Origin of the sequence: Brenneria roseae subsp. roseae (assembly GCF_003115845.1) — a bacterium.
Taxonomy (GTDB): Bacteria; Pseudomonadota; Gammaproteobacteria; order Enterobacterales; family Enterobacteriaceae; genus Brenneria; species Brenneria roseae.
The window spans coordinates 142,987-157,509 of the sequence record NZ_KZ819028.1 but is presented as its reverse complement, the minus strand read 5'-3'; the positions used below and the strand labels follow the sequence as shown (position 1 = coordinate 157,509).

General features: G+C 56.9%; 12 protein-coding genes. 9 read left to right on the top strand and 3 right to left on the bottom strand.

The genetic code is table 11. The features are described from left to right. The first annotated feature begins 260 nt into the window (after positions 1-260). From dppB to dppF, 4 genes are read left to right on the top strand one after another with little or no spacing between them, the layout of a single operon-like run. Complete coding sequence (gene dppB / locus DDT52_RS11285) at positions 261-1,280, top strand: dipeptide ABC transporter permease DppB (RefSeq protein WP_136156437.1); 1,020 nt, start codon at positions 261-263, stop codon at positions 1,278-1,280. Positions 1,281-1,293: 13 nt separating this feature from the next. Continuing rightward, entirely contained in the window at positions 1,294-2,196 is a 903-nt protein-coding gene (gene dppC, locus DDT52_RS11280; RefSeq protein WP_136156436.1) for a dipeptide ABC transporter permease DppC, read from the top strand. A gap of 13 nt (positions 2,197-2,209) precedes the next feature. Further along, positions 2,210-3,190 carry a dipeptide ABC transporter ATP-binding protein gene (gene dppD, locus DDT52_RS11275; RefSeq protein WP_109054389.1) on the top strand — a complete coding sequence of 327 codons (981 nt, stop codon included), beginning with the start codon at positions 2,210-2,212 and terminating at the stop codon, positions 3,188-3,190. Continuing rightward, positions 3,187-4,188 (top strand): dipeptide ABC transporter ATP-binding subunit DppF, encoded by a 1,002-nt coding sequence (dppF, locus tag DDT52_RS11270; protein WP_136156435.1) that lies wholly within the window; start codon positions 3,187-3,189, stop codon positions 4,186-4,188. Before dppD ends, dppF begins: the two co-directional genes overlap by 4 nt. An 11-nt stretch (positions 4,189-4,199) precedes the next feature. Here the strand turns inward: dppF and pdxR are convergent, their stop codons facing one another. Together pdxR and DDT52_RS11260 are read right to left on the bottom strand one after the other, a co-directional pair. Beyond that, the gene (gene pdxR / locus DDT52_RS11265) at positions 4,200-5,696 is read right to left on the bottom strand and encodes a MocR-like pyridoxine biosynthesis transcription factor PdxR (RefSeq protein WP_136156434.1); all 1,497 of its coding nucleotides are present in this window, start codon (positions 5,694-5,696) and stop codon (positions 4,200-4,202) included. Positions 5,697-6,050: 354 nt separating this feature from the next. Then, complete coding sequence (locus DDT52_RS11260; RefSeq protein ID WP_136156433.1) at positions 6,051-6,809, bottom strand: SDR family NAD(P)-dependent oxidoreductase; 759 nt, start codon at positions 6,807-6,809, stop codon at positions 6,051-6,053. Between the two features lie 299 nt (positions 6,810-7,108). Here DDT52_RS11260 and DDT52_RS11255 point away from each other — a divergent pair, with 299 nt between their 5' ends. The 5 genes from DDT52_RS11255 (at position 7,109) to DDT52_RS11235 (ending at position 12,619) form a co-directional block, all read left to right on the top strand. Further along, entirely contained in the window at positions 7,109-8,440 is a 1,332-nt protein-coding gene (locus DDT52_RS11255) for an aspartate aminotransferase family protein (RefSeq protein ID WP_136156432.1), read from the top strand. Positions 8,441-8,750: 310 nt separating this feature from the next. After that, positions 8,751-9,590: an ABC transporter ATP-binding protein gene (locus DDT52_RS11250; RefSeq protein ID WP_136156431.1), complete on the top strand. Its 840-nt coding sequence runs from the start codon at positions 8,751-8,753 to the stop codon at positions 9,588-9,590. After that, positions 9,580-10,461, top strand: coding sequence for an ABC transporter permease (locus DDT52_RS11245; RefSeq protein ID WP_136156430.1), 882 nt, complete (start codon positions 9,580-9,582; stop codon positions 10,459-10,461). The genes DDT52_RS11250 and DDT52_RS11245 overlap by 11 nt, the downstream gene beginning before the upstream one ends. Beyond that, positions 10,458-11,561 (top strand): ABC transporter permease, encoded by a 1,104-nt coding sequence (locus DDT52_RS11240; protein ID WP_247595517.1) that lies wholly within the window; start codon positions 10,458-10,460, stop codon positions 11,559-11,561. The genes DDT52_RS11245 and DDT52_RS11240 overlap by 4 nt, the downstream gene beginning before the upstream one ends. Positions 11,562-11,605: 44 nt before the next feature. Beyond that, a complete protein-coding gene (locus DDT52_RS11235) occupies positions 11,606-12,619 on the top strand; it encodes an ABC transporter substrate-binding protein (protein WP_136156429.1) in 1,014 nt (337 codons plus the stop codon). A gap of 87 nt (positions 12,620-12,706) precedes the next feature. Here DDT52_RS11235 and atzF read toward each other — a convergent pair whose 3' ends face one another. Further along, positions 12,707-14,515: an allophanate hydrolase gene (gene atzF / locus DDT52_RS11230; protein ID WP_136156428.1), complete on the bottom strand. Its 1,809-nt coding sequence runs from the start codon at positions 14,513-14,515 to the stop codon at positions 12,707-12,709. Positions 14,516-14,523: the final 8 nt, after the last annotated feature.

The following is a 14,523-nucleotide window of genomic DNA, read 5'->3' as shown; positions in this document are numbered from 1 at the left end:
GGGCCGTCGTACACGACGTTAAAAATCGCTCCTGGCGATTTTTTATGGCGGACTTCCCTGCCCGCCACCCTTACGGGCCGTCGTACACGACGTTAAAAATCGCTCCTGGCGATTTTTTATGGCGGACTTCCCTGCCCGCCACCCTTACGGGCCGTCGTACACGACGTTAAAAATCGCTCCTGGCGATTTTTTAGCGGTGAGCAATGATAAGCCCGGTCGCCAATGAGCAATCGGGCACACTTATACAGAGAGTTCGGGATATGTTGCAGTTCATACTCCGGCGTTTGGGGCTGGTTATCCCAACGTTTATTGGTATTACCCTACTGACCTTTGCTTTTGTGCACATGATACCGGGCGACCCGGTGATGATCATGGCGGGTGAGCGTGGCATTTCTGCCGAGCGCCATGCACAGCTGTTGGCCGAAATGGGGTTGGATAAGCCGATGTGGCAGCAATATCTCCATTATATTGGCGGTGTGTTGCAAGGCGATCTGGGGGTTTCCCTCAAGAGCCGTATTGCTGTCTGGGAAGAGTTCGTTCCTCGTTTTAAAGCGACGCTGGAACTGGGAACCTGTGCGATGATTTTCGCCGTCATCGTCGGGATCCCCGTCGGCGTACTGGCGGCGGTAAAACGCGGTTCAATTTTCGATCACACCTCCGTTGGGCTGGCGCTGGCCGGCTATTCCATGCCCATTTTCTGGTGGGGCATGATGTTGATCATGCTGGTTTCCGTCCATCTTAATCTGACGCCCGTATCGGGACGCATCAGCGATATCGTTTTCCTTGATGAAAGTATGCCGCTTACCGGGTTCATGCTTATCGATACCTTGTTCTGGGGCGAACCCGGGGATTTTATTGACGCCGTTGAGCACATGATCCTGCCGGCCGTGGTACTGGGTACGATCCCGCTGGCGGTGATTGTGCGCATGACGCGCTCGGCGATGCTGGAAGTGCTGGGAGAAGACTACATTCGTACGGCGCGCGCCAAAGGGTTAAGCCGGCTGCGCGTTATTGTGGTACATGCGCTGCGCAATGCCATGTTGCCGGTGGTCACGGTGATTGGTTTGCAAGTCGGCACCATGCTGGCCGGCGCGATATTGACGGAAACGATTTTTTCCTGGCCGGGGCTGGGCCGCTGGTTGATCGATGCCTTGCAGCGTCGTGACTATCCGGTGGTGCAGGGGGGCGTTCTGCTGGTGGCCACCATGATCATTATGGTTAACCTGCTGGTGGATGTGCTCTACGGCGTGGTTAACCCACGCATCCGTCACAAGAAATAAGGGGAAGGCTGAGATGACACAAGTCACTGAACCTGTTGTAAATAGTGCGCCTAAGCCAATGACCCCGGTGCAGGAATTCTGGCACTATTTCAAACGTAATAAAGGGGCGGTAGTCGGCATGGTTTATGTCGGGCTGATGCTGATTATCGCCGTCGGCGCCAATATATTGGCGCCGCATGCGCCTGCCGAGCAGTTCCGTGAGGCCTTATTGCATCCACCCGTCTGGCAGGAGGGCGGAAGCTGGCAGTTTATTCTGGGCACGGATGACGTCGGTCGCGACGTCTTATCCCGCCTGATGCACGGCGCGCGCCTGTCGCTGCTGGTGGGGTGTCTGGTGGTGGTGCTTTCGCTGGTGCTGGGCGTGATCTTCGGTTTGCTGGCCGGGTATTTCGGCGGCATGGTGGATGCCATTATCATGCGTATCGTTGATATCATGCTGGCGCTGCCAAGCCTGCTGCTGGCGCTGGTGCTGGTGGCGGTATTCGGACCTTCGATTGTGAATGCTTCACTGGCGCTGACTTTTGTCGCCTTGCCGCACTATGTCCGTCTGACCCGTGCGGCGGTACTGGTGGAGGTCAACCGTGATTACGTCACGGCTTCACGCGTAGCGGGCGCAGGGGCGCTCCGCCAGATGTTCGTCAACATTTTCCCCAATTGCCTGGCGCCTTTGATTGTGCAGGCGTCTCTTGGTTTTTCTAACGCCATTCTTGATATGGCTGCTTTGGGTTTCCTCGGTATGGGCGCACAGCCGCCAACGCCGGAGTGGGGCACCATGCTGTCCGACGTTTTGCAGTTTGCGCAAAGCGCCTGGTGGGTGGTGACGTTCCCTGGTCTGGCAATTTTGCTGACGGTGTTGGCATTTAACCTGATGGGGGACGGCTTGCGTGATGCTCTCGACCCCAAACTCAAGCAGTAACAGAGGTAGAGAGATGGCGTTACTCAATGTAGATAAACTGTCGGTTCACTTTGGTGACGAGGATCTCCCGTTTCGCGCGGTCGATCGTATCAGCTACCAGGTCGAACAGGGCCAGGTTGTCGGGATTGTCGGTGAATCCGGCTCCGGTAAATCGGTTAGCTCGCTGGCGATTATGGGATTGATTGATTATCCCGGCAAAGTCATGGCTGACAAGCTGGAATTCAACCAGCGTGATTTAAAGAAAATTTCCGAGAAAGAACGGCGTCAGCTGGTCGGTTCTGAAGTCGCGATGATCTTTCAGGACCCGATGACCAGTCTGAATCCCTGCTACACCGTGGGTTTCCAGATTATGGAAGCGGTCAAAGCGCATCAGGGCGGTAATCGCAAGACCCGTCGTCAGAGGGCTATCGATCTGCTGACGTTGGTCGGGATCCCCGATCCGGCTTCACGTCTGGATGTTTATCCGCACCAGCTTTCCGGTGGGATGAGCCAGCGTGTGATGATTGCCATGGCGATCGCCTGTCGGCCGAAACTGTTGATTGCAGATGAACCGACCACGGCGCTGGATGTGACGATTCAGGCGCAGATCATTGAACTGCTGCTGGAACTGCAACAGCGTGAAAACATGGCGCTGATTCTGATTACGCACGATCTGGCCCTGGTGGCCGAAGCCGCGCAACACATTATTGTGATGTATGCCGGTCAGGTGGTGGAATCGGGCAAAGCGTCGGATATTTTCCGCGCGCCGCGCCATCCGTATACGCAGGCATTGCTACGCGCCCTGCCGGAGTTTGCCGCGGACAAATCACGACTGGCGTCGCTGTCGGGCGTGGTGCCGGGGAAATATGACCGTCCGAACGGCTGTCTGTTGAATCCGCGTTGTCCCTATGCCCATGACCGCTGCCGTCAGGAAGAACCGGAACTGCGTGATATTCCTGGTCGTCAGGTGAAATGTCATACACCGCTGGATGATGCGGGGAGGCCGAGCATATGAGTCAACATAGCGTGATATCGCAGCCGCACTTGTTGCATGCGATTGATTTGAAAAAGCATTATCCGGTGAAGACCGGTTTCTTCGCTCCGGAGCGCCTGGTGAAAGCGCTGGATGGCGTGTCATTTACGCTGGAACGCGGTAAAACGCTGGCGGTGGTTGGGGAATCCGGCTGCGGCAAGTCCACGCTGGGACGCTTGCTGACCATGATCGAAATCCCTTCGGGCGGAGAGCTTTATTATCAGGGACAGGATCTGTTGAAGCCGGATCAAACGGCGGAGAAGCTGCGTCGTCAGAAGATCCAGATCGTGTTTCAGAATCCCTATGGATCGCTTAATCCGCGTAAGAAAGTCGGGCAGATCCTGGAAGAGCCGTTGCTGATCAATACCGGACTGTCAAAAGCCGAGCGTCGTGAAAAGGCGTTGGCAATGATGGCGAAGGTCGGGTTGAAAACGGAGCATTATGACCGTTATCCGCATATGTTTTCCGGTGGTCAACGCCAGCGTATTGCGATTGCCCGCGGGCTGATGCTGGACCCGGACGTGGTGATCGCCGATGAACCGGTTTCCGCGCTGGATGTGTCGGTGCGCGCGCAGGTGTTAAACCTGATGATGGATTTACAGCAGGATATGGGGCTGTCCTATGTGTTCATCTCTCACGATCTGTCGGTGGTGGAGCATATCGCCGATGAAGTGATGGTGATGTATCTGGGACGCTGTGTGGAGCAGGGCAGCAAAGACGCTATCTTCAACAATCCCCGTCATCCGTATACGCAGGCGCTGCTGTCGGCGACGCCAAGGCTGAATCCGGATTTACGGCGCGAGCGCATCAAGCTGACAGGTGAACTGCCCAGCCCGCTGAATCCACCGCCGGGTTGTGCGTTTAACGCCCGTTGTCAGCGCTGTTTCAGTACCTGTACTCAGTTCCAGCCTCAGTTGAAGCGCTACGGCGAACAGAAAGTCGCGTGCTTCGCGGTCGATCAGGACGAACAGGAGAGTTAAGCCGGGATTCGCTAGCGGCGATGGGCCGACCGGGTATGATGAAAGGCCTCGGCCAGACGGGCAATACCCGGTTCAATCTGTTCGGTCTTGATGGCATGGAAGCCCAGCCGGAAAAAGTTTTCCGGTGGATGTCCGTCGAGAAAGCGATCCTGACCCGGCTCGATGAGTACGCCGGCATGGGCTGCGCGCCATGCCAGCTGCTGTGTATTGACGGTCGCAGGCGTTTGCAGCCAGAACGCGTTGGCGGGGCCGCTGCCGGGAAGACGGGTACACTCGGGAAGATAGGTATTCAGCGCATCGTTGAGGATATTCCAGCGTCTGGCGGAATCTTCGCGATAGCGATGCAGGTAAGTTTCATAATAGCCCTGTGCCAGAAAGTGAGCCATCTGGTACTGGATATTGGCGGGCGGATGGCGATAGGACAGGCGACGCAGCGCCCGCAGTTCATCAATCAGTTCAGATGGCGCAACCAGATAACCCAGACGCAGGCCGGGCGACAGCGATTTCGACAGGCTGCTGACGTAGATGACCCGATTATGCATATCACAGGCTTTCAATGCGGCTTTGGGGTAGGGATCAAAGCTGCTTTCAGAATCGTAATCATCTTCAATGATGATTTGGTCGTGTTGACAGGCGTGTTCAAGCAGCTCGGTACGGCGGGCGTTGCTCATGCTGATGCCGGTTGGCGCCTGATGACTGGGTGTGACATAGAAATAATCGCAGGTACGCGAGGCTTCGGTCAGCTGGATACCTTCGCTGTCCAGCGAGTGAGGAATAATATGGGCATCCTGCAATGAGAAGGTATTAATGGCTTCGCGGAAGACCGGATTTTCGACGCCGATGCGGGAGTTTTTGTTGAACAGCAAACGGGCGAGCAGGTAGAGCGCGTTCTGTGAACCCAGGGTGATAAGGATTTCATCACCCCGGGCGATGATGCCGCGTTTGGGGAGAATACGCTTGCGCACCTGTTCAACCAGCAGCGTGACATCCTGATCGATATTGTCGTATAGCCAACCGTGGTCATGATGGGTTCCTGTGACCTTACGCGTTGTCTCACGCCATTGTTCCAGCGGGAATAGCTGCGTATTGGGCTGACCATAAATAAAGGGATAGGGGTAATCCATCCACTGCGCGGGTTTCATGGCGGTGAGGTAGTTACTGGGGCAAATGTTGAATCGCTTGCCCCATTCCGGTGCCCGCGGCGCCATTTCCGATGGCGGCCTGTTGTTTGGCAGCTCGGGAAAGGTATCGGTGTGGTGATAGTTTGGGTGCAGGTAATACCCGCTGCGTGGGCGGCTGACCAGATAGCCGTCATTGAGCAGGCCTTCGTACACCAGCGCCACGGTGTTGCGTGAAATATTCAACTGGCACGATAATTTACGGCATGAGGGCAACGGTTCGTTAATAGGAAAAATACCGGCGAGAATAGAGGTAACCAGCGTTTCCCGTAGCTGTTCCTGCAAGCTTCTGGTCGAAACAAAATCGATATGCAGACAGTGGTCAATCATTTCCCGCTCCCCAGAAATTAACAACGCCTATCGGGAAGACAAGCAAATAGCGTACCTGAATCGAAGTGGGGTAGTAACCGGAAGGTGACTCATCAAACTCACTTTCCGTGTTTTTGTGCGCAGGGTATGGCGGGGAATTTACTCTGACGGTGAAAATAAAACGACGTTGTAATCAACGTCGGGGGAGATTGCTGACAACGTCGTCTGTGAGCCTGAGATTCACGGGGCGACCACGGGGCGAGGCGTCCCTGCGGGAACCTCATCCCCGTGTTTCCCCTAAAATCTAACTTTGTCAATGGCCTGACGACGTTGTAATCAACGTCGGTTGAAGAGAGCTTTCAGCATGGCGTCATGCTAGTCACGGTCGATGGCGAAAGATGACCATGCCTGACGTACCGGCATGATCTCTATGCGGTTGATATTCATATGGTCTGGCAGCGTCGCCACGGTATAGATTTGCCCGGCTATGTCCTCGGCGGTCAGCGGCGTGGTGCCGCGGTATAACCGATCGGACGCGGTCCGATCGCCCTTGGTTCTTACCAGCGTGAATTCGGTTTCGGCAATACCGGGCGCCAGATCGGTGACTCTCACCCCGGTTCCTTGCAGGTCACAGCGCAGGTTATAGCTGAACTGTTTGACGAACGCTTTTGAGGCGCCGTAGACATGGCTTCCCGGATACGGCCACTGGCCTGCAATTGAGCCGATATTGATGATGCTGGCCCCTTTTCCGGTCGCAATCAGCGTCGGTAGTAAAGCATGGGTCACATTCACCAGTCCGGTAATATTGGTATCGATCATGGTGTGCCAGTCGGCTAATTCAACGTTTTGGGCCGCCTGAGGGGATAACGCCAATCCGGCGTTATTCACCAGCGTCTTAACCGCTTTGAAGGCTTCAGGCAGGGTCGCCACCAGGTTCTGGACGGCCTGCGCGTCACGCACGTCCAATACCGAATAGTAAACGGGTACGTATGCCGACAGCTCATCCGACAGCGCCCTCAGGCGTTCTTCACGTCGGCCGGAGAGGATGAGCGACCAGCCATTGGCGGCAAAGTGGCGTGCCGCAGCATGGCCGAACCCAGAGGTCGCTCCAGTGATAAACACAATATTCCGCATGAAAATGTCCTCTTCTGAGAGTGATAAACGGTTTTCAACTTTACGAAGGGATCGACGCCTCCGACAGAGCCAGTTGCCCGGAATGTATGGGACAAATCAGCCGGTAACGCGGGCGCGGCATCAACTGGCCCAAGGTTATTCTCGATCTGGCTCTATCCCCGTTGCCTTTTTTATCCCTAGTCTGATTTTTTCTACTTGATGGCGGTATGTATGGCGTTACGCGGCGGTTTTGCCATGCTTGCAGGTCGTTGCTGACCCACATATGCGATACATGCCCGCGTAACGATGAGGATGGAAAGATGACGTTGAAGAATGAATCTGCATTGTCTAATGATTATGTCCGTCAGTTGGACAGACAGTATGTTTTCCACTCCTGGTCGACACAGGGGGCGTTGAATCCGTTGGTCATTGCGGGCGGGGAAGGGAGCCGGCTCTGGGATTATGACGGGCAATCCTGGCTGGATTTCAGTAGCCAGTTGGTTAACACCAATATTGGTTTCCGCCACCCGAAAGTGGTTGCGGCTATTCAGGCTCAGGCGGATTTACTGGCGACCATTTCCCCGGCAATCGCCAATCTGACCCGCGGCGAGGCGGCCAAACGCATCGTTGCGCGCGCGCCCGATAAATTCAATAAGGTGTTTTTCACCAACGCCGGGGCGGATGCCAATGAAAATGCAATCCGCATGGCGCGTTTGTTTACCGGCAAAGAGAAGATCCTGTCTGGCTATCGCTCCTACCACGGTAATACCGGCAGTGCGATTGGCGCGACGGGCGACTGGCGGCGCTTGCCCAATGAATATTCCCGCGGCCATATCCATATCTTCACGCCTTACCTGTATCGCAGTGAGTTTCTGGCAACCACCGAGGCTGAAGAGTGTCAGGCGGCATTGCATCATTTGCGCCGGATAATCGAGTGCGAGGGGCCAGACACCATTGCCGCGATTTTGCTGGAAACCATTCCGGGCACGGCGGGGATTCTGGTTCCGCCTGCGGGCTATCTGGCGGGCGTACAGGCGTTGGCTAACGAGTTTGGCATCATGTTGATTATGGATGAGGTCATGGCTGGTTTCGGCCGCACCGGCTCCTGGTTCGCCTTTGAGCATTACGGCATCGAGCCGGATCTCATCACGTTTGCCAAAGGGGTGAACTCGGGCTATGTGCCGGCGGGGGGCGTCCTGATTTCTGAACCCATCGCTCATTTCTTCGATAAGCAACTGTTCCCGGGCGGCCTGACCTACTCCGGGCACCCGCTGGCGATGGCCGCCATCGTGGCGACGCTGGATGCGATGGAAGAGGAAAACATCGTCGAGCATGCCGCGCAGATTGGGGATGGCGTATTGGCGGCCGGGTTACGCAAACTGGGTGAAAAATATCAAATTATTGGCGAGGTGCGCGGTATCGGCGTGTTCCATGCGCTGGAGCTGGTTTCCGATCCGGTCAATAAAACGCCGCTGCCGGCGTCGGCGATGGGCGAAATAAAAACCCGATTGCTCGCTAAAGGATTGTTGGGCTTTATCGCGGAAAACCGCCTGCATGTGGTGCCGCCCTGTATCGTGACGGCGGATGAGGTGCGGCAGGGGCTGGGTATCATTGATGAAGTTCTGGGGGAGATTAACGGTAAGTTTTGTTGATTCCGGCAAGATCCTCTATAGGGATCCGGTGAGATTTCGTGCGCGAAATCTCACTGAACCTGCATAGGCTGTATCCCCGCGGAACGCGTTCTGTAAAACTAAATATACGTTTTATGTATGCATCTTGCTCCAAATAGAGGCAAATAAGCGGCGATTTGCACCAAATGTGCTGGCGTGGGTTTTAAGCGCCCATGCAAAAGCCCACGTAGTCCGTAAGGTCGGGCAAAAAATAAACGTTGGCATGGAAATGGCATCAGTCAGTCCGGAAACCTAACCAGATAGTCAGAAATCGCCAGGAGGGGATACCGGTATGAGCCAACTAATGTACGCAGATGAGCCTTCTCTCATAACAACGCCAGTAGCCCCGGCCACCGCCAGACCGGCAATCGTTGTGCGTGACGCCAATGTTATCTATCCCGCCGCCGATCGGCCGGTGCACGCGCTGCAAGATGTGAATCTGACTATCCGTCAGGGGGAGTTTGTCTCTTTTATCGGCCCTTCCGGCTGTGGCAAAACGACCTTGCTGCGGGTGATTGCCGATCTGGAATCGATTACCTCAGGCGAAGTCTGGGTCAATGATATGACGCCATCGGAAGCCCGTCTGGCGCGGGCCTATGGCTATGTGTTTCAGGCGCCGGTATTGTTGCCGTGGCGTACCGTGCTGGCTAACGTCATGCTGCCATTGCAGATTCAGGGGAAATTACCTGCCCAGATTGAAGAGATTGCCCGCGAGCAGCTAGCGCGCGTTGGCCTGAGCGGCTTTGAGAAAAAGTATCCGTGGCAGCTGTCGGGCGGTATGCAACAGCGGGCATCTATCGCCCGGGCGCTGGGGTTTGAACCCAAAATCCTGATGATGGACGAGCCTTTTGGCGCATTGGACGAGCTGACCCGCGATAACCTGAATCAGCAGCTACAGCAGCTTTGGTACAACGAACAGCGCACGATGGTGTTTGTGACCCACTCCATTTCCGAAGCGGTCTATCTGTCTACCCGTATTGTCATTATGTCGCCGCGTCCCGGCCGCATCGTCAAAGTCATTGATTCGCCGTTACCGCACCAGCGGGATTTATCCCTGCGTGACTCACCGGCGTTTATTCGTCTGGCGCAAGAGGTACGGGAAGCACTGATCGAGGGACACCATGAACATTAACACCTTAAGTTACCGGGCCTTACCCGTTGGCGTGGTGATCGCTATCGCGGTGGCGTTCTGGTATCTGCTGGCCGTCGGGTTGAATGCTCAGGGGGCGATTGAACGCACGCTGGCTCCCGCAGGCGACTGGAACTGGCGCGATCTGTTTTATACCACGCTGAATATGACGCGTCCGGTTCTGCCGGCTCCGCACCAGATTCTGGCGGATATCTGGGCCAGTTTGACCAAATGGCCGGTCACCTCCCCCCGTAATCTGCTGTTGCATACCTGGGTAACCGCCAGCGCCGCGCTGACGGGTTTTGTGATGGGCGTGGTATTTGGCCTGCTGTTGGCGATTGGCATTGTGCACTCGCGCACGCTGGATAAAGCCTTACTGCCGTGGATCGTGGCATCACAAACGGTGCCGGTGCTGGCTATCGCGCCGATTGTGCTGATTATTCTGGGCAGTCTGGGGATTACCGGTCTGCTGCCGAAAGCCACCATTGCCATGTACCTCTGTTTCTTTCCGGTGACGATTGCCACCGTGCAGGGATTGCGTTCACCGCAGAAGATGGAAATGGAACTGGTGCATACCTACGCCGCCAGCCGTATTGATACCTTCTGGATGGTGAGGCTGCCGTCCGCTCTGCCTTATTTATTTCCGGCGTTTCGGGTGGCGATAGCCAGCGGGCTGGTGGGGACGATGGTGGCGGAACTGCCGACCGGAGCGCAGGCGGGATTAGGCGCGCGTTTGCTTACCGGCTCCTACTATGGCAACACCATCCAGATCTGGTCCGCCCTGGTGATGGCGTCGTTACTGGGACTGTTGTTGACCGCGTTGGTCAGCCTGACGGAATACAGCGTGATGAAACGCCGTAAAGGGGGTCGATGATGCGTAAATCCGTTCCCGGTGGAGTTGGCCTTGTCGTGGCGTTGATTGCCGCGTTGCTGGGGCTGGGACAATGTCTTCCCGGCATGTTGGCGGGAACCGCCGTGTCCGTGATGGCGGTTTTACTGTTGCTGCTATGTGTGACGGTGCTGGCAATGCTGCCGTTATCATCACCGTGGTATCTGACGTTGCTGATGGTACTGATTGTGGCGGCGGCCGGGCTGCTGCTCCTGCCCGGCGTCATGGCTCAGGCCGGTGCGCCATACTGGTTGGCTATTTTTGCCCTGGGGTTATTGGCATGTCACAGCGTACAGCGGCTGGCAACGATCGATAGCCGTAAACTGCCGGCCAGCGTGGTGGCGGCGCTGTTTGGTGTCTGGGTGATCTATTTCTGGCAACTGCTGGTCACGGTGTTCGCCGTACCTCAGGTGCTGCTGCCTGCGCCGCTTGATATCGTTCGGGCGCTGTACCAAAACGCCGGGCCGCTGAGCGGGGATTTTGTGCAAACGGTACTGAAATCGGTGCTGGTGGGGTATCTGCTGGGCAGCGGTATGGGCATTGCCGTGGGGATCCTGATTGATCGTCTGCCCTTCCTGCAACGTGGACTACTGCCGTTGGCCAACCTGACGAGCACCATTCCGCTGGTGGGGGTCGCGCCTATTGCGGTGATGTGGTTCGGTTTTGACTGGCCTTCCAAAGCGGCGGTGATCGTGCTGGTGACGTTTTTTCCCGCGCTGGTCAGCACGCTGGCGGGATTGCAGGCCAGCGGCAAGCTGGAGCGCGAGCTGATGTATTGCTATGCCGCCACGCCGCGTAAAACGCTGTGGGTGTTACGTTTACCGGCCGCATTACCCTTCATTTTCAATGCATTGAAAGTGAATGCCACCCTGGCGCTCATCAGTGCGATTGTCGCCGAGTTTTTTGGCTCCCCCACGTCCGGGCTGGGCTTTCGTATTTCGACGGAGGCGGCGCGCATGCATATGTCCACGGTGTGGGCGGCGATTGTGGTGGCCTCCGTCGTTGGATCGGTGTTTTACGCTCTGCTGGTGCGGTTGGAGAAAAAAGTCAATTTCTGGCACCCCTCGGTACGCGGGGAGTCGTAGTCCGTTTGTCGTTGTGTGTTCCACTTTACCCCGAGGATACTCAGATGAGAGATCGTTCCGCTTTTCGCAAATGTCTTATCGCGGCCGCCACAACGCTGGCGTTTTCCCTGACGACCGGCGCCTGGGCCGCCGAGAAAGTCACCTTGCAGCTTAAATGGCTGCCGCAGGCGCAGTTTGCGGGCTATTACGTCGCGCAGGCCAAGGGCTACTACAAGGATGCCGGTCTGGATGTGACCATCAAGCCTGGCGGTACGGACATTTCGCCGGTGCAGGTGATTGCCGGGAAATCGGCGGACGTAATCGTGAACTGGATGCCGGATGCGTTGGCGGCGCGGGAATCGGGGGTGCCGCTGGTGAATATCGCCCAGATATTTGATCGTTCCGGCATGATGCTGACCTGCCGTAAATCAACCGGCATTAAAACACCGGCGGACTTGAAAGGGAAAACGCTGGGCGTGTGGTTTGGGGGGAACGAGTATCCGTTTTTCAACTGGATGCACAAGCTGGGTTACAAGCCGGATACGGACATTAAGGTGTTGAAGCAGGGTTTTAACGTTGATCCGCTGTTGCAGAATCAGGCCGCCTGTATTTCAACCATGAACTACAACGAATACTGGCAGTTGATTGATGCCGGCATGAAACAGGACGAACTGATTTCCTTCCCGTATGAAGATCAGGGCGTATCGACGCTGGAAGATGGGTTGTATGTGCTGGAGTCGAGCCTGAACGATCCGGCGTTTGTCGCGAAAATGGCGAAGTTCCTGCAAGCGACCTATAAGGGTTGGAATGACGCGGTGAAAAATCCAACCGAAGCCGCCGAGATTGTGGTGAATGAAGATATGTCCGGTTCCGCCACGATAGAAGTGCAACAGCGGCAGATGGAGAATGTCGCCAAGCTGATTACCCATGCCAATACGCCGGAAATTGGCTATCTCGATCCGGCGGCCTACCGTCGCACGGTGGATGTGCTGCTGAACGGAGGCGATGCCTCGGTGATCAAAAAAGACCCCGGCGACAGCGCCATGACCCACGTCGTCTGGGATGAGGCGGCGAAATAATCGATTTTTCTGAAGGCCCGTAAACCATCGCTTTACGGGCACTTTGCCGGTTGTATGATCCTGCCCGCCATCCTTTCGTTGCTGACGTTAACGAATCCCGCCCTTCAGATAGGCGCGCCACCCCTTCAGGTGGGTGATGTCCTGCGCATCCTTCAGCCCGTATGGTTCACAGATAAACCCGGTTTCCCAACTGCCGTCGGACAGTTGCACTTTCCCCAGTCCCAGCGGCGCGGGGATCCCGGTGAGAAAAGAGCCGAGCTCCGCACTGGGCAGTTCCCACACCTCGACCTCGATGGCTTCGCCGTCAGCCGCCACCCGCACCATGCCGGGACGAAACGGCGGGCCGCCTGCCAGCGCATACAGCCGATAGTCTGGTGAACTTTGTGTCGCGTGCAGCAGCCGGCCTCCGCGCTGGGTAAGCTGCCCGTTTAAGGGTTGGCCTGAGAGATGCGCGCCGCACACCGCCAGCCGGGCCCGATCGTTGCGGGCAACGCGTTCCGGCGTCGTGGCGTGCGGCGTGTGCCCGCCCGCCAGCGGCAGTGATTGCCGGCGCTGAAACGCCGCCGCCAGACTGAGCAGATACTGATCCGTGAAGACGCGCCCGAACAACGTCACTCCCCAGGGCAGACCGTTTGTCTGGAACCCGGCGGGCAGCGCGACCGCCGCATAGTCAAGCATGTTCATGAAGTTGGTGTAGTAGCCGAGATCGGCATTACGTTTGACTGGTTCGGCATGCAGTTCGTCCAACGTCACCGCGCGCGGGTAGGAAGGGGTCAGGACGCATTCCAGATCGGCCATGGTCCGATCGCAAATGACCTTCAGCGCCTGTAGCCGGTACTGGGCGCGAAAGGTATCCACGGCGCTGTGGCGAGGGGCCTGGGCGAGCACATCGCGGATCACCGGCAGTACGGCGTCCGGCTGGCGTTCGATAAGCTCGCCCGCCACGCTGTAACGCTCCGCGGTCCACGGCCCTTCATAAAGCAATTTGGCGGCTTCCAGAAAAGGGGAAAAATCAATGCTGACCGGGATGCCGCCCAGCGCTTTCAGCTGTTCAACCGCGGCGGAGAATAATGCCGGGCTTTCAGGGCAGCCTAAAAACTCCAGTTTATCGGGCACGCCAAAGCGGAAGCCGGGACGAGGCAGGCCAAACGCGCTGGCGTCGTTCCATTGTGGATTGGCGCGGCTGTATGCGTCGTCGGGATCCCGCAAGGCGACCAGCGCCAGCAGCTGGCTGGCTTCCTCGGCGCTGGCGGTGAAAAAGGTGACGCAGTCCAGCGTGCGGCAGGCGGGGACGACGCCCGCGGTAGAAATCAGTCCCTTACTGGCTTTCAATCCAACCAGATTATTCAAGGCGGCGGGCACCCGCCCGCTGCCTGCCGTATCCGTTCCCAGCGCGAAACTGGCTAAACCGAGCGCCACCGCCAGCGCCGAACCGGCGCTGGAGCCACCCGCCGGATAATCGGGGTGGATACTGTTGCGGCATTCGCCATAGGGCGAGCGTGTACCGTTAAGGCCGGTGGCAAACTGATCCAGATTGGTTTTCCCGACGGGGATCGCGCCTAATGCGATCAATTGCTCGACGATCGTGGCGCTCTTTTGCGGCACATAGGCATAGGCCGGACAGGCGGCGGTGGTGGGGATGCCGGCCAGATCGATGTTGTCCTTGATGGCAAAGGGAATACCGTACAGCGGCAGAGACGCCGGGGATTGTTGTTCCAGCGCCGCCAGATAAGGCTCCTGTTCGTCGGCGTTCAGCGGATGGATGAACAGATGGAATTCAGGGTTGAGCGCGACTGCTGCGGTACGCAACTGTTGCAACAACGCGCGTGGCGTTAAGTCGCCTTTCTGGTAAGCATCCCGCAGCGTACTCAGACGCAGATCAAAAGTCGGTTGCATGGTATTTT